The organism is Aquamicrobium defluvii (assembly GCF_004363725.1).
Classification (GTDB): domain Bacteria; phylum Pseudomonadota; class Alphaproteobacteria; order Rhizobiales; family Rhizobiaceae; genus Mesorhizobium; species Mesorhizobium defluvii.
Genome location: NZ_SNZF01000015.1, coordinates 17,035 through 32,946 on the forward strand (window position 1 = coordinate 17,035; position 15,912 = coordinate 32,946).

The 15,912-nt window shown below is 63.4% G+C and carries 16 protein-coding genes; all 16 read left to right on the top strand.

Annotated features, from left to right (window positions below; translation table 11 throughout):
- Positions 1-10: 10 nt before the first annotated feature.
- The 16 genes from DES43_RS12615 (at position 11) to flbT (ending at position 15,910) form a co-directional block, all read left to right on the top strand.
- Positions 11-496, top strand: coding sequence for a flagellar basal body-associated FliL family protein (locus DES43_RS12615; RefSeq protein ID WP_245264646.1), 486 nt, complete (start codon positions 11-13; stop codon positions 494-496).
- Complete coding sequence (gene fliP, locus DES43_RS12620) at positions 493-1,224, top strand: flagellar type III secretion system pore protein FliP (RefSeq protein ID WP_035024235.1); 732 nt, start codon at positions 493-495, stop codon at positions 1,222-1,224. The genes DES43_RS12615 and fliP overlap by 4 nt, the downstream gene beginning before the upstream one ends.
- Before the next feature lie 185 nt (positions 1,225-1,409).
- A complete protein-coding gene (locus DES43_RS12625; RefSeq protein ID WP_035024238.1) occupies positions 1,410-2,420 on the top strand; it encodes a flagellin N-terminal helical domain-containing protein in 1,011 nt (336 codons plus the stop codon).
- Between the two features lie 188 nt (positions 2,421-2,608).
- Complete coding sequence (locus tag DES43_RS12630; protein ID WP_035024240.1) at positions 2,609-3,562, top strand: flagellin N-terminal helical domain-containing protein; 954 nt, start codon at positions 2,609-2,611, stop codon at positions 3,560-3,562.
- Between the two features lie 118 nt (positions 3,563-3,680).
- On the top strand, positions 3,681-5,342 hold the full coding sequence (fliF, locus tag DES43_RS12635; RefSeq protein ID WP_035024592.1) for a flagellar basal-body MS-ring/collar protein FliF: 1,662 nt from the start codon (positions 3,681-3,683) through the stop codon (positions 5,340-5,342).
- The gene (locus tag DES43_RS12640; protein WP_035024243.1) at positions 5,342-5,953 is read left to right on the top strand and encodes a hypothetical protein; all 612 of its coding nucleotides are present in this window, start codon (positions 5,342-5,344) and stop codon (positions 5,951-5,953) included. The genes fliF and DES43_RS12640 overlap by 1 nt, the downstream gene beginning before the upstream one ends.
- Positions 5,950-7,224: a MotB family protein gene (locus DES43_RS12645; RefSeq protein WP_035024593.1), complete on the top strand. Its 1,275-nt coding sequence runs from the start codon at positions 5,950-5,952 to the stop codon at positions 7,222-7,224. Before DES43_RS12640 ends, DES43_RS12645 begins: the two co-directional genes overlap by 4 nt.
- Positions 7,221-8,540, top strand: a complete 1,320-nt coding sequence (locus tag DES43_RS12650) for a chemotaxis protein MotC (protein WP_035024246.1) — start codon at positions 7,221-7,223, stop codon at positions 8,538-8,540. The genes DES43_RS12645 and DES43_RS12650 overlap by 4 nt, the downstream gene beginning before the upstream one ends.
- Entirely contained in the window at positions 8,537-9,760 is a 1,224-nt protein-coding gene (gene fliK / locus DES43_RS12655) for a flagellar hook-length control protein FliK (protein ID WP_084496405.1), read from the top strand. The genes DES43_RS12650 and fliK overlap by 4 nt, the downstream gene beginning before the upstream one ends.
- A 103-nt stretch (positions 9,761-9,863) precedes the next feature.
- Positions 9,864-10,382 (top strand): transglycosylase SLT domain-containing protein, encoded by a 519-nt coding sequence (locus DES43_RS12660; protein WP_166647749.1) that lies wholly within the window; start codon positions 9,864-9,866, stop codon positions 10,380-10,382.
- Positions 10,383-10,570: 188 nt separating this feature from the next.
- Complete coding sequence (locus DES43_RS12665; protein WP_035024249.1) at positions 10,571-11,239, top strand: response regulator transcription factor; 669 nt, start codon at positions 10,571-10,573, stop codon at positions 11,237-11,239.
- Positions 11,240-11,339: 100 nt separating this feature from the next.
- Positions 11,340-12,590: a flagellar hook protein FlgE gene (locus tag DES43_RS12670; protein ID WP_035024253.1), complete on the top strand. Its 1,251-nt coding sequence runs from the start codon at positions 11,340-11,342 to the stop codon at positions 12,588-12,590.
- A 26-nt stretch (positions 12,591-12,616) separates the two neighbouring features.
- The gene (gene flgK, locus DES43_RS12675) at positions 12,617-14,053 is read left to right on the top strand and encodes a flagellar hook-associated protein FlgK (protein ID WP_035024254.1); all 1,437 of its coding nucleotides are present in this window, start codon (positions 12,617-12,619) and stop codon (positions 14,051-14,053) included.
- Positions 14,054-14,055: 2 nt separating this feature from the next.
- Positions 14,056-15,102: a flagellar hook-associated family protein gene (locus DES43_RS12680; protein ID WP_035024256.1), complete on the top strand. Its 1,047-nt coding sequence runs from the start codon at positions 14,056-14,058 to the stop codon at positions 15,100-15,102.
- A 20-nt stretch (positions 15,103-15,122) separates the two neighbouring features.
- Positions 15,123-15,470 carry a flagellar biosynthesis regulator FlaF gene (flaF, locus tag DES43_RS12685; RefSeq protein ID WP_035024257.1) on the top strand — a complete coding sequence of 116 codons (348 nt, stop codon included), beginning with the start codon at positions 15,123-15,125 and terminating at the stop codon, positions 15,468-15,470.
- Positions 15,467-15,910, top strand: coding sequence for a flagellar biosynthesis repressor FlbT (flbT, locus tag DES43_RS12690; RefSeq protein ID WP_035024258.1), 444 nt, complete (start codon positions 15,467-15,469; stop codon positions 15,908-15,910). Before flaF ends, flbT begins: the two co-directional genes overlap by 4 nt.
- Positions 15,911-15,912: the final 2 nt, after the last annotated feature.

Genomic DNA, 15,912 nt, shown 5'->3' on the forward strand with positions numbered 1-15,912 from the left:
GGGCCGGGACATGGCGATGGCAGATGCCGCAACCGCACCGGTGCAAAAAGGGCCGTCGATCGTCGTCCAGATCGCGATGCTGGCTGGCCTCACCGTGGCCGCGCTCGGCATGGGCTGGGGAGCCGGCGCTTATCTGAAAAGCCAGCAGGCAGCCGCACCCAAACCGGCACCGGCTGCCGCCGCCGATCCGGTGGCGGCAGGTTCCGGCCTCAGGCTCGTCACGCAGGATTTGCCGCCGATCACCACCAACATGGCCGCGCCTACCGAAACCTGGGTACGGATGGACCTGTCCCTGCTGCTTGAGGCACCGCTGTCAACGGAACTGGCCAGCGCCGTCCATCAGGATCTTCTGGCTTTCATGCGCTCGGTCAGGATGCACCAGGTGGAAGGGCCGAGCGGTTTCCGCCATCTGAAGGCGGACCTGCGCGAACGGGCCTCGATGCGCAGCGGCGGCAAGGTGCGCGACGTGCTGATCAGAACGCTGGTGTACGAATGAGAATAGCAGCGGGCGCGGGCGCCATTCTGCTGGCACTGACCGGCGCTGCCGGTGCGCAGCAACTCGACCTCGGCGGCCTCGGCCAGATGAGCGGCTCGACGGTCGGAACCATCATCCAGCTCTTCGGCGTCATCACGGTTCTGTCCGTGGCGCCCGGCCTGCTCATCATGGTGACCAGCTTCACCCGCTTCATCATCGCGTTTTCGATCCTGCGAGCCGGCATCGGCCTGCAATCGACGCCCGCCAACCTGATCCTCATCTCGCTGTCGCTGTTCATGACCTTCTATGTCATGGCGCCAACCTTCGACCGCGCCTGGAGCGAGGGCGTGCAGCCGCTCATGGACAACAGGATCGAGCAGTCCGAAGCCGTGGAGAAGATCGCCGACCCGTTCCGCACCTTCATGCTGGACAATGTCCGCGAGAAGGATTTCGACCTGTTTGCCGATCTGGCCCGCGAACGCGGCCAGACCGTCTCTCGTGAAGAGGTCGACCTGCGCATTCTGGTGCCGGCCTTCATGATTTCCGAAATCAGGCGGGGTTTCGAGATCGGTTTCCTGATCGTGCTGCCGTTCCTCGTCATCGACCTGATCGTGGCCACCATCACCATGGCCATGGGTATGATGATGCTGCCGCCGACGGTCGTTTCCCTGCCCTTCAAGATCATGTTCTTCGTGCTGATCGACGGCTGGAACCTGCTGGTGGGCTCGCTGGTGCGCTCCTTCACCTGAAAGCGCGAAAAAAGCCGCTTTTACCGTCCATTAACCATGTTGCTTATGCTTTTCGAAGCAAGTTCCCGCCATAATCCCGGAAATGGCGGTTGATCGCACCTAGCAGATCATTGGCATGATGCCGTACCGTCATACCGGTCGAGCCGGTATGTCAGATTTCCAGTAAAATCAGGGTACGTGTATCCATGGCCAGCATCATGACCAATTCATCGGCTTTGACCGCGCTTCAGAGCCTGAACGCCACCAACAAGGCGCTCGAGACCACCCAGAGCCGCATTTCCACCGGCTACCGCGTCGCCACCGCTTCCGACAACGCCGCCTACTGGTCGATCGCCACCACCATGCGTTCGGACAACAAGGCCAACTCGGTCGTGCAGGACTCTCTCGGCCTCGGCGCCGGCAAGATCGACACCGCCTACACGGCCATGAACAAGGCCATCGAGGTCGTCGACAAGATCAAGGAGAAGGTTCTGCTGGCCAAGACCGCCGGCACCGAGGACCGCGCCAAGATCCAGGCCGAGATCGCCACCTATCAGGCACAGCTCAAGGACAACATCGGCGGCGCCAACTATGCCGGTTCCAACCTGCTGAAGACCGACTCGACCTCGACCGGCAGCACCAAGCTGAGCGTCATCACCTCCTACAATCGCGACGACTCCGGTAATGTGAGCACCGGCACGATCGACGTGAATTTCGGCAAGACGCGCCTCATCGACAGCAGCGCGACGGAAGGCACTCCGGCCGTTATCGACAACACGGATCCTCTGAACCCTGTTGTGGTGACGCCCGCTGTCCCCGGCACCCCCGGCAACGGCATTCTGGACAAGGTCGGCGGCGCTTCCGGCGCGTCGATCCTGAACATCGATGTCAGCGACGTGACCGGTGTTACCGGCTACTCGGCCGCCGACGAAGGCGCGGCCTTCGACAAGCTGTTGACCGACATCGAATCCGCTCTCAGCTCCATGTCCACCGGTGCCGCCGAACTTGGCGCCGCCAAGGCCCGCATCGACCTCCAGTCCTCCTTCGTGTCGAGCCTTTCCGACTCGATCGACAAGGGCGTGGGCCAGCTCGTCGATGCCGACATGAACAAGGAATCGACCCGCCTGCAGGCTCTCCAGGTCCAGCAGCAGCTCGGCATCCAGGCTCTGTCGATCGCCAACGGCAACTCGCAGCAGATCCTGTCGCTGTTCCGCTAAAAGCAGTCCGGTCCCAGCCGGAACCATGAAAACTGAAAGGCCGCGCTTCTTCGGAAGCGCGGTCTTTCTTTTTCTGCCACCCCACCCTGCCGGCTTTAATCGTCTGTTAACCACGAATTTGTAATTATGGTTAACCGAAGGTTTCGCATGTGGCGGACCGAACGCTTGTTGACCGAGGGGTGGCACCAGTGTCGAGCATCATGACGAATGCATCCGCAATGACGGCTTTGCAAAGCCTGAGCGCGACGAACAAGGCGCTCGAGCAGACGCAGGCCCGCATCTCGACCGGCTATCGCGTGGCGGAAGCCAGCGACAATGCCGCCTACTGGTCCATCGCCACCACGATGCGCTCGGACAATCAGGCGAACTCGGTGGTTCAGGACGCGCTCGGCCTCGGTGCCGGCAAGGTGGACACCGCCTACACGGCCATGAACTCGGCCCTCGACGTGGTCGACAAGATCAAGCAGAAGGTGCTGCTCGCCAAGGCCAGCGGCACGGAAGAGCGCGCCAAGATCCAGAGCGAGATCGACACTTATGTCGCCCAGCTGCGCGACAGCATCGGCGGCGCTTCCTATGCCGGCTCGAACCTGTTGCAGACCAGCAGCGCCAGCGGCCAGCCTACCCAGGTCAGCATCATCTCGGCCTATAACCGCGATTCGGGCGGGGCGGTCTCGACCACCACCATCGACATCGCCTTCGCCAACATCAGGCTGATCGACAGCGCGGCCGACCCGCTGGCCACCCCCCCCGTCGCCGGAACCGGCATTCTGGACACCACGGCGGGCAACGTCTCGGGGGTTTCGATCCTCAACATCGACCTGACCGATCTTTCGGGCGTGACCGGTGCCGACGAGGCCGCGAAATTCGACAATCTGCTCACCGACATCGAAAAGGCGCTGGGCAAGATGACCAACGCCGCTGCGGAACTCGGCGCGGCCAAGGCCCGCATCGACATGCAGAAGGACTTCGTCTCAAAGCTGATGGATTCCATCGACAAGGGTGTGGGCCAGCTCGTCGACGCCGACATGAACAAGGAATCGACCCGCCTTCAGGCTCTCCAGGTCCAGCAGCAGCTCGGCATCCAGTCGCTTTCGATCGCCAACACCAACTCGCAGAACATCCTGTCGCTGTTCAAGGGCTGATCCGGACCGCTTCCGTCCCTTTTCTGATCGGGCTGCCCCACCGGCGGCCCGATTTCATTTTCGCACAAGCTTCGGCAGCTAGCCTGTGAACGGGCCAAGATGCGGGAGCCGTGTGGCAGTGCCGGAACAGATCCAGACAATCATCGAAAACCTCAGGGGCTTCGGCACCAGACGTCTTGCCCTGATGGGAGGCATGGCCGCCCTGATCATGGCCACGGTCGTTGTCGGCTCGATCTTTCTGAACCGGCCCGCCTACGAGACGCTCTATGTCGGACTGGAACGTTCCGATGCCGGCCAGATCGGCATGGTGCTGGGTGAGGCCGGAATAGAATTCGATATCGGGGCGGACGGCACCAGCGTGCTGGTCGCCGCCGGCAACACCGCCCGCGCGCGCATGCTGCTGGCCGAAAAGGGCCTGCCCAACAGCGCCAATGCCGGTTACGAGCTTTTCGACAATGTCGGCTCGCTCGGCCTGACTTCCTTCATGCAGCAGATCACCCGCGTACGGGCCCTCGAAGGCGAGATTTCCCGGACCATACAATCGCTGGCCGGCGTCAAGGCCGCGCGCGTCCATATCGTCATGTCGGAGCGCGCCAACTTCCGCCGCGAGGAACAGCAGCCATCCGCTTCGGTGGTGATCCGATATGCCGGTGTGGACAGCACCAGGACGGCCCAGTCCATCCGCCACCTCGTTGCCGCCGCCGTTCCCGGCCTCGGCGCCGAAAAGGTGACGGTTCTCGATTCCGCCGGCAACCTGCTTGCTGCCGGCGACGACCCCTCCAACACCAGCGCCGCCCGTTCGCTGGACGTGGAGCAAACGGTCGAAACCCAGATCGAGGACAATATCAGGCGGGCGCTGACCCCCTATCTCGGACCGGATAATTTCCGCGCCAGCGTCAAGGCGAATGTGAACACAGACACGAGACAGATCGAGGAGACGATCTTCGATCCCGCATCGCGCGTCGAACGTTCGGTGCAGAGCGTACGCAACAACGAGGCAAGCAGCCAGCGCCAGTCCGCAAGCCCCGCCAGCGTCGAGCAGAACCTGCCTGAGACGCAAGCCGCCGCTTCCGATGGCCCCCAGTCCAGCTCCCAGAACGATCGCCGCGAGGAGATCACCAACTACGAGATCAATTCCCGGCGCGTCGCCACCATTTCGAACGGCTATACGGTGGACAGGATGTCGGTTGCCGTGGTGGTCAACCAGCAGCGGCTTCTCTCCATTCTCGGCCAGGACGCAACACCGCAGCAGCTCGCGGACCGTGTCGCCGAAATTCGCAAGGTCGTCGCCTCCGCCACCGGCTTCGATGAAAAGCGCGGCGACGTCATCGATGTCTCTGCTGTGGAATTCATCGACGGGCTCGACGGCGTGGCCCTGCCGCAGCCCGGCTTGATGGATGCTTTCGGCAAATATACCGGCACGCTGATCAATGCAGCCGCCTTCGTGACCGTCGCCTTCCTCGTCGCCTTCTTCGGCCTGCGCCCGATGGCTGCCGCACTGTCTGCCCGGTCCGCTCCGGCGATTGCCGCCCCCGGCTTCGAGGAAATGCAGCGTTCCCTGCCCACCCCGGAACTGGCAGCGGAATCGGCGGGAACACCGGCGCTGGAGAGTGCCGGCCACCCCGCAGTCGCCCAGGCCGACGACATCAGCCGCAGACTGAAACCGGCGCCGCAGGAGCGTCTGGTTCGAATGGTCGACCTCAATGAGGAGCGCACGGCCCAGATCCTGCGCAAATGGGCTGCCGCGGAAGCTGCCCCCGCCTCCGCCGAGGCGGCGTGATGTCAGCCGCAGCGCTTTGGGACCTGTTGCCGGATTTTGGCGCAGCCAACGACCACGTTCGGCATCCGGCCGCGCAACCGGCGCCTGACAAGCCGGCCCAACCCGACGTCGACGCTCTGGTCGAGGCGGCGGTCGCCCGGGCCGAGGCGGCACTCGCGGCGCGTCTTTCCGAAGCCCATCAGGCGCAACTTGCAGCCGAGCGCGAAGCCGCAGCCACAGACGCGCAAGCGCTCATGGAGAGCCTCGGGTCGGATATCGGCGCGCTGATATCGGATCGCCTGGAGCGGTTGCAGGAGCATATCTGCGAAACGATGGGAGCGGCGGCAGGCCGCATTCTGGGCGGCGTTCTGAGCGACACCTTGCGCGAACGCTCGCTGGCGGCACTGGCCGCCGCAATCGCCTCGGCAATCGACGACCCCGATGCCATCCGCATCCAGGTACGCGGCCCCGCGCACCTGTTCGAAGCGCTTTGCGCCACGCTCGGCAACCGTGCCGAAAAGCTCGACTTTGTCGAGGCGCCCGGCTTCGACCTCACCGTTTCGGTCAACGAGACGGTGATCGAAACCCGGATGGGCGAATGGTCGGCCGCCTTGTCCGGGATCGTGTCATGAGCGACACCGAAGCCACCGCGCCGAGACAGGAAATCATCATCGTCCGCCGCAGGCACGATGAGGAGGAGGCGCATCATGGCGGCGTCTGGAAGATCGCCTTCGCCGACTTCATGACGGCGATGATGTGCTTCTTTCTCGTCATGTGGCTCATCAATGCCGCCAATGAAGAAACGCGGGCCGCGGTTGCCAGCTATTTCAACCCGATCAAGCTGATCGACCGCAACTCCAGCCGCAAGGGCCTTGAGGATCTCGGCGAAGGGCCAGCTTCTTCCGGCCGGGCGGAAAGCGATCCGCTTGAGGCTCTTGCCAGAACCGGGACCGATGGCCAGGGCAATGCCGGCTCCGTCGCCGAGCAGAACGAGCTTGAAAAAGCGGGCGCTCATACGCTCTCCCCGGATGAGCAGCTTTTTGCCAACCCCTACGCGGTGCTGGCCGAGATAGCCGCCGATTCGGGCCGCTTGCAGAATGTCAGCGAAAAGGGAGACGGCGGCGCGCAGAATTCGGGCCCTTCGTCGGGAGCCTCTGGCGGCGAGTTCTATCGCGATCCCTTCGCTCCGGACTTCTGGTCGCAGCAGATGACGGTTCCGCCGGGGGAAGCCAGCGCCGAACGCGCGAAATCCGGGGAGGAAACCGTCGCCCACGCCTCGCAGGAGGAAACGCAACAGGAAACAGCTCCCCACACCGATCCTGAATCCCCTGCCCGGCAGGTCGAAGCTTCTTCGGGAGGCGAAGCCACCAATGCGGGCGAAGGCAGTCCGGAGCCACATCGGCAGGAGGATCGCTCCGAAATCATCCCGCCCGACGCAAAGGCCCGGCAAACCGCCTCGGAAATCCGGCAGCAGATAGCGCAGGCTTTCGGCTCCGGCGACAAGATAGGAGAAGGCATATCCGTGGAAGCCACGGGCCGTGGCGTGGTGCTGACCATCACCGACCAGCTCGACTTCGGCATGTTCGAGATCGGTTCGGCACTGCCGCGCCGCGAACTCGTGCTCGCCATGGAAAAGATCGGCAGGATTCTCAGGGAGAAAGAGGGTCTGCTCTCCATTCAGGGGCACACCGACGCCCGCCCGTTCCGCAGCGCGACCTATGACAACTGGCGTCTTTCCACCGCCCGCGCCCATGCTGCCTACTACATGCTGGTGCGCGGCGGCATGGACGAGGCGCGCATCAGGGAAGTCTCGGGCTTTGCCGACCGTGAACCGCGCAACAAGGCCGATCCGATGGCCGCGGTGAACCGCCGTATCGCCATTCTTCTGGAGACGCAGCCATGAGGCGGCGGCTGTCGTGCCTGTTGCTGTTGTGGTCGGGTTCGTGCCTGACCTTTCCAGCACTGGCTGTGGCATCGAACGAGGGCTTGCAGCCCTACCAGCTCGTGCGCTCGCTTCAGCTGGTGCAGGACCGCATCGCCGGCGGCGATCACGCTGCCCTGCCCATGCAGGGCAAGCTTCTCGAACTCACCGATGCACGCCTGAGAAAGGTCGCAACCGAGGATTTCAGGGAGCCGCGCAATTTCCGCGCGCTCCTCGTCTACGGCATGAGCGGCGGCAATCCCGCAACCTTGCACAATGCCATCTCGCAATTGCAGCTCGATGAGCGCGACAAGGCGCTGGCTGCCGGCGTCATCGCCTATCTTGAGGGAGACCCCGGCGCCGCGCTGAACGCGTTCGCACATGTCGAACTGGATGCGCTTCCCGAAGACATCTTCACCTTTGTCGCGCTGGTGAAAGGTTCGCTTCTGGCAAGGGAAGCGCCGGAGGCCGCTCTTGCGCTTCTCGATCAGGTCCGACTTCTGGCCCCCGGCACGCTGGTGGAAGAGGCCGCGTTGCGCCGTTCCATCGCCATCGCCGTCACCACCTCCAACGCCGACCGCTTCGCGCGCGCCTCCACCCAGTATGTCGCGCGCTTCCTGCATTCGCCCTATGCGAGCCAGTTCGCAGATACATTCGTCACCGGGGCCGTTGCGCTCGACGGAGCAATCGGCCGTGACGGCCTGGTCGATATCGTCTCGATGATGGATGCGGAGCGCGAGCGGGTCATCTGGCTGCGCATAGCGCGCAGCGCTGCCATAGACGGGCTGAGCGACCTGTCTGCATTCGCTGCCGCAAGGGCGAAAGCCGATGCGGGAGAGAGCGGCGGAAGCGACGATCCCCGCACGCTTCTTTATTCCGGCCTCTCCAGCATAGCCGGTGAACCCGTGAAGGAACTTGCGGAAAAGCTCGGAAAGATCGATCGCAACAGATTGTCGCCGGGCGACCGGATGCTGCTCGACGCCGCCCGCGCTGTCACCAGCGAGGTTGTCGCTCCACCGTCCGGCATATTCGCACCGGCACCCGCACAGGAACCGGAGGCGCCCGCCAAAGCGGCGTCGAAGCAGGTCGTTGAGGCCGTGTCTGCGGAAGATGCAGAAGATTTGCCCTTGGTGGAAGGCATCATGCCCGAGCCGGCACAGAGCGACGTGGCCCCTGCCCCGCCGGTGGCGGCAAAACCGGCACTGCCGGAGAAGCCCGACGAAACCGACGAGACCATCGCCAATATGCGCCGCACGATCGACAGGATCGACCAGCTGCTCGGGAGCGCCCCCCTATGAGCATCACCAGCATACTCCAGGTGTTGACACGAACGCCCTCCCACCCTTCCCCCGAACGGCAGGGAAGGCAGGAAGGCGTGGCCGATTTCAGCAACATCCTCGATGACAAAAGCGACGGGCAAACGGAAGCCGGGCTCGCTGCCGGTGGCAAAGACGCCTTTCATATGCACCCCATCCGTCAACCCGGAAACATGATTGCACGGATCGGGCTGGATGAAGGAGGCGGAGAGCGGATCGAAGGCGAAGCGCCACTGCAAGCGCATCACATCGCCATGCAGCCGCTTTTGAAGGAAGGCACGCCGTCGCCGTTGAATCTCCCGCCGACCGCTGCGGCTTCGACTGGAGAACAGGAAGCCGCCTCCTTGCCGGAAGGGCACGGTATCCAGCATGGTCCCGCCAGCATGATCTTCCCGTCATCGGCAAGACCTGCTGAATCCGCTGCTTTGGGTGTGGCGAAATCCGATACAATCGCCACTGGCGCAGTCGGGTGGCAAGCGAATAGAGACGCCGGCCCGGATCGGCCGGCGGGTGCCGAGACATCATCGGACCCGGCAGCTCCGGAAAAAGCGGCGTCTGCCACGGAAGTCGCGGAGCTGTCTTTCCCGCAGCCGCGCGCGCAACAGGGCCGGGATGAGCCGACACCCCGCATTTCGGTGGTCGCAATGCAAAGCTTCGCCGCACCGGCCAATACCGGTCTCGACCTGACCGTTTCCAGCGTAGTGGAAGCGCTGGCTGGTGACGAAGGGCTGAAACAGACCGCTATTGCCGCTTCTTCGCACGGCGCAGGCCTGCACAGGATCGCCGGCCCGGCCCACAGCCTCAGGATCGAGCTGCATCCCGCGGAACTCGGCATGATCAGTGCGCGTCTCCTTCTCGCCGGGGATCAACTGTCGGTTGAGATAAGACCCGACACGCAGGAGGGCTGGCAACGTCTTTCCTCCGACAGCGAAACGATTGCCCGCGCCATGCGGGACCTGGGTTTCGAAATCTCCAGGGTCACGGTCCTGCCGCCTTCGGCCACAGCAACGCCAGCCTCCCGCACCGATGCGGGGGCGCTCGCCGGCCGCGACGGCCCAGCCCTCGATGCAGGTGGGTCAGGCCATGAAGGCGGCTCGCAGGGAGAACGACATGCATCCGGCAACAATGCGCAGGAAAACAGGCAACCCCTCCGCTCGTCGCCATCGGCTTCCGCGAATAGTGGCGGCGGCCTTTATATCTAGAGCATTTTGCAGCCAAATGGAAACATTTGGCGTCGCACAAATGCAGTATAAACAAATAGTTAGATCATTTCATCGATTCGGAGAAACGATGAAATGATCTAGCCTGCTGGCAAGCTCCGCCTCTGCCTCGACGAACGCATGTGAACGGGAGATCCTGCGGGCTGCGGAGCGTTACCAGATCCCGGCCGGCATCCTCTATGCGGTCGGGCTGACGGAGACGGGAAGGAAAGGCAGCCTGCAACCCAACGCATTGAATATAGAAGGGAAAGCGGTTTTTCCTAAAAACCGCTCCGAGGCCCTGACCGCCTTCCACGATGCAAGGCGCGAGGGTCGCAAACTGATCGACCTCGGCTGCATGCAGGTGAACTACCACTATCACTCCGCGAACTTCCGCAACGTGGAGGACATGCTCGATCCGCGCCGCAACGTCGACTATGCCGCGCGGTTTCTGGCGAGCCTCCATGCCCGTCACTCGACATGGTCCATGGCGGTGGCGCGCTACCATGCCGGCCCCGACAACGACCCCGCGCAGAAGGCATATGTATGCCGCGTCATCGCCAACATGGTGGCGGTCGGTTTCGGCAGATGGACGGACAAGGCCCGCTCTTTTTGCCGGCCGTGAGTTGTATCCTTATTGGCCGCCCCAGCTCGAAACGAGGAAAAACCGTACAAGAACCCTCACAAACAGATACAACCCCTGCGTTTACCCGCTCCCCAAATTCATGGTCGCAAAAATTGAAGGTTGGTCAGGATTCCGGCTGGCCGTTAACCATTTTTTTGGGGTTATCGAAATGATTCGGAGGCGGGCCGATGATCGTGGTCGTAGACGAACGCGAACTCGTAACTGCGGGTTTCAACTCACTTTTCGATCGTGAAGGGGTGGCCTGCACAGGGTTTGCGCCCGGTGAGTTCGACGAGTGGGTCTCCAGTGCGGCCGAGGACGACCTGCGCTCGGTCAGCGCGTTCCTGATCGGCGACTGCCGAGACGGCAGCGTTTCTCCCCGCCACATAAGAGGCCGCACCGGAGCGCCGGTGATCGCGCTCAGTGAACAGAACTCTCTGGAAAACACGCTGAAGCTGTTCGAAAGCGGTGTCGACGACGTGGTGCGCAAGCCGGTCCACATCCGCGAGATCCTCGCCCGCATATCCGCCATCCGCCGCCGTGCCGAGACGGAACCGGACTGTACCGAAGTCGGCCGCATGCGCATCTTCATGGACGGCCGCGACCCGGAAATCGACGGCCAGCCGCTGCCGCTGCCGCGCCGTGAGCGCCGCATTCTGGAATTCCTTGCCGCCAACCGGGGCCGGCGCGTCACCAAGACCCAGGTCTTCAACGCGATCTACGGCATCTTCGACGACGAGGTCGAGGAGAACGTGGTGGAAAGCCACATTTCCAAGCTGCGCAAGAAGCTGCGCGAGCGGCTGGGGCACGACCCGATCGAGTCGAAGCGGTTCCTCGGCTACCGGCTCGTGCTGTGACAGCTTCAGGCAGTCGCCAACTGCCTGACATCACCAGCTTCGCGCAAGACAGACGGCCTATCCTGTTTCCCACACAAGGTGGACCTGAGGAGACGTCTCGATGAGCCTCTACGGAATGATGCGGACCGGCGTTTCCGGCATGGCCGCCCAGTCGAGCCGGCTGGCGACGACGGCGGACAACATCGCCAATTCCGATACCACCGGCTACAAGCGCGCCTCGACCGAATTCTCATCCATGGTCATGCCGAACACCGGCCGCAACTATACGTCCGGCGGCGTCACGACCACCGTGATCAATTCGATAAGCCAGCAGGGTATTCACAAATACACCACCTCCGCGCTCGACCTTGCCGTCGACGGCAACGGCTTCTTCGTCGTGCGGGGCGGCGATAATAAGGATTATCTGACGCGCGCCGGCGCGTTCGTCCCGGACGGCCAGGGCCGGCTGGTCAACGCCGCCGGCTTCCAGCTGATGGCCTATCCATACGGTTTCACGCCCGCCGTCGGCTCCGCCGATTTCGGCAGCCTCGTGCCGGTCGCCGTTCCGCAAGGCGAGATACCCGCGCAGGCCAGCACACAAGGCGCTTTTCAGGGCGGGCTGCCGACCGGCTCGACGCCCGTGCCTCCCGCCAACCTGCCATCGGCAAACGGCGTGACGGCGCAAGCCACGGTGAGCTCCTCGCTCGTCGTTTATGACGCCCAGGGCACGCAGCGGATACTGGATGTCCATTTCACCAATACCGGCCCGAACGCATGGGAAGTCGCCGTTTTCGACCGGGCGGATGCCGCCCCCGGCGGCGGTTTCCCCTATACGTCCGGTCCGCTGGGAACGGCGAACGTGACCTTCGACCCGGTGACGGGCGCGATCGATCCCGCTGTCACGCCCCTTTCGCTGTCCCTGCCGAACGGCCAGGCAATCGATCTCGACTTTTCCCAGATGACGGAAACAGGGGCGCAGCCGACCATCGTGCAGAGCGCGGACGGTTATGCCGGCAGCGCCATCGAGAAGGTCGAGATCAGCCGCGATGGCATCGTTTCCGCCATCTACGGCAATGGAACGATTGAAAGGCTTTTCTCCATCCCGCTGGCCGAAGTGCCGAGCCCCGACCGCCTCTCCGTCCTGCCCGGCAACGTCTTTTCCGAAAGCAGCGACTCCGGCGATGTCACCATCGGCCTCGCCAACCAGAAAACGCGTGGCGCCATCGTTTCCGGCGCGCTGGAAAACTCCAACGTCGACATAGCCGAGGAACTGACCGAAATGATCGCCGCGCAGCGCAGCTATACGGCCAATTCCAAGGTGTTCCAGACCGGCTCGGAACTGATGGACGTCCTCGTCAACCTCAAGAGATAAGGCGGCGCCAGCCGTGAAAACCTAGCATGTCGCTGTCATCCGCACTCAGCATCGCTCAATCGGCGCTTCTTTCAACGTCGCGCCAGACCAGCGTTGTCACGCGGAACGTGGCGGATGCCTCCAATGCCGACTATTCGCGCCGCATCGCCCAGGTCGTCAGCACGGCGCCCGGCGCGCGCATGGTCACCATCCAGCGCGTCGTCGACCAGCAGCTTTTCCGGCAGAATCTTTCCGCATTGTCCTCGTGGAGCGGGCAGGCGACGGTGGCAAGCGGGTTGGACCGGCTGCAACTGGCCGTGAATGGCGTCGACAATGCTGGCTCCGCCTCCACCGCCATCGGCAAGCTGCACAACGCGCTTCAGCTCTACGCCACCACGCCGTCCAACCCGAATGTCGGCGCGACGGTGGTCGATGCGGCCAGGCAGGTGGTGCGCTCCCTCAACAGCGGCACGCAGGCGATCCAGTCCTTCCGTGCCGATGTCGACAGCCAGATTGCAGCCGCCGCTTCCGATCTCAATCACCTGCTTGCGCAGTTCGAGGACGTCAACAAGGCAATCGTTTCCGGCACGCGAACCGGCACCGACGTATCCGATGCGCTGGACAAGCGCGACGCGCTTCTGAAGAAGATTTCCGAATATGTGCCGGTGACTGCGCACATGCGCTCGGACAACGATATGGTGATCACCACCACCGGCGGCATCACCATGTTCGAGACGGTTGCGCGGCCGGTCAGTTTCTCGCCGTCGCCCGCCTATTCGCCGGGCATGACCGGCGCGGCGCTCTATATCGACAACGTCCCGTTCTCCGTTGGCAGCGGCGAGGTTTCCGGAAAGATCGCCGGGCTGCTTCAGCTGCGCGACGGCACCACCGTCGCCATGCAGGCGCAGCTCGATGAAATCGCCCGCGGGCTTGTAAGCGCTTTTGCCGAGACCGCGCCACCGCTGCCCGACGCGGCAGGGCTGTTCACATGGTCGGGCGCCCCCAATGTGCCCGCGACGCTGGTTAACGGTCTTGCCGGACAGATTTCCGTCAACGCCGCTTTCGATCCCGATCAGGGCGGCGACGTCAGCCTGTTGCGCGACGGTGGCGCCAACGGGGCCGGCTATGTGACCAATACGGCCGGAACCGCATCCTTTGCCGACCGTCTGATTGCGTTCGGCGACAGGCTCGACCAGCCGATGAGCTTCAGCCCGGCAACCGGCATCACGGCATCTTCCAGCGTCACGGCCTATTCCGCCAATGCGATTGGCTGGCTGGAAAATGCGCGCCAGCAGGCGACGACGCAGGCCGACACCAAAGAAGCGCTGGCGGCGCGCACCGCCGAGGCCCTGTCCAACGCAACCGGCGTCAACATCGACATGGAAATGTCGCTGATGCTCGATCTGGAACACACCTACCAGGCATCCGCCCGCCTGCTCACCACGGTGGACGAGATGCTCAAAACCCTGCTGAACGCGGTATAGCCATGAAAGCGGTCTCCGTCTCCTCCGCCGCCATTTCAAATGCGATGCGCTATTCGCAGACGCGCATGCAGGTCGATCTGGTCAAGGCCCAGAAAGAGCTGGATTCCGGCAAGGTGGCGGACACCGGGCTCGCGCTGGGGGCCAGAAGCGCGCAGGCGGTGAATTTCCAGCGCGATCTCGACCGGCTGAACGCTATCGTCGATTCGAACGCACTGGTGGCCGCCCGCCTGAAATCGACGCAGGATTCGCTCGGCCAGATCGTGTCGGCAACGCAATCTCTGGTGAATGCGCTGACGGTTGCCGTCGCCGGCGATGCACCCGACAGCGTCACCGCCAAAAGCGGCAGCACCGCGCTGCAATCGCTGGCCACGGTTCTCAACGCGAGCATGAACGGCGAGTATCTGTTTGCCGGCACCAATACGGATGTGCGCCCGCTCGACGACTATATGTCGCCGTCCTCGCCTGCCAGGGCAGCCTTCGACGCGGCCTTCCTGTCGCATTTCGGCTTCGCCAAGGACGATCCGGCCGCAGCCGGCATCACAGCGGCCGGCATCGGGACCTTCATGAGCGCTGTGGTCGAGCCGCAGTTCCTGGGCGCCGGCTGGGAGGCCAACTGGTCGAACGCGACCGACCAGACCATCGTCAGCCGCATCGCGCTCAACGAAACGACCCAAACCTCCGTCAGCGCCAACAACGAAGGGCTGCGCAAGGTGGCCATGGCCGCGACGCTGGCCTTCGAGGCGTTTTCGGGCAACCTGTCCGAAGAGGCGAGAAAGGCTGTCGCGCAGCGGGCGCAGGCTCTGGCCGGCGAAGCCGTCGCCGACCTCGGACAGCTCCAGTCGCAGACCGGCATCATCCAGAACCGCGTTTCGGATGCCAGCACGCGCATCAACACCCAGATCGACCTGTTCGAGAAGCACATCCTCGACCTCGAGGGCGTCGATCCCTATGAGGCGGCCAACCGTGTCAACGACCTGATGAGCCATATCCAGACTTCATTTGCGCTGACGGCGCGCATCCAGCAGCTCAGCCTGCTGAATTATCTGTGACCTGACGGGGCGGATTCGCGATGTATCAATTCTCCTACGCCGACATCCAGACAGACTCGGTCGCCGAGGCCAGAGATCGCGAGCGCCAGTTGCTGAGCCGCTCCATAGACATGCTGATGGCGGCGTCCGCTGCCGGGCCGGACTCGCGCGAGGCGGTGGAAGCGCTGCATTTCACCATGCGCGTATGGACCGCACTTCTGGACGACCTCGGCTCCAGCGACAATGTGCTGCCGAAGGAGCTGCGCGCCAACCTGATCTCCATCGGCCTGTGGGTCCTGCGCGAGGCGGAGGACATCCGTCAGGCCCGAACCCGCGACTTTCAGGGCATCATCGAGATTTCGCAGATCATCAGGGATGGCATCCAATGAAAGGCACGCTCAAGCTTTCCCTGAAGGCGAACGAGAAGATCTACATCAACGGCGCCGTGATCCGGCCCGACCGCAAGGTGACCATCGAACTGATGAACGACGTTCAGTTCCTGCTGGAAAACCATGTGCTCCAGCCCGAAGATGCCAGCACGCCGCTGCGACAGCTCTATTTCATCCTGCAAGTGATGCTGATGAACCCGCAAGGCGCACCGGATGCGCGCGAGATGTTCCGCAAGTCCCTGCCACTGATGCTGGCGAGCTTCACGGACGAGCGGATTCTGGCGAGCCTGAAGCAGGTGGATCGCATGGTGGGAGAAGGCGACGTATACGGCGCGCTGAAGGCCATCCGCGCGCTCTATCCGGTCGAGCAGGCAGCACTGCGGGCAGGCCACGAGCCGGAACAGCGCGAATATGAAGCGATTGCGGTGGGAGCGCGCTGATC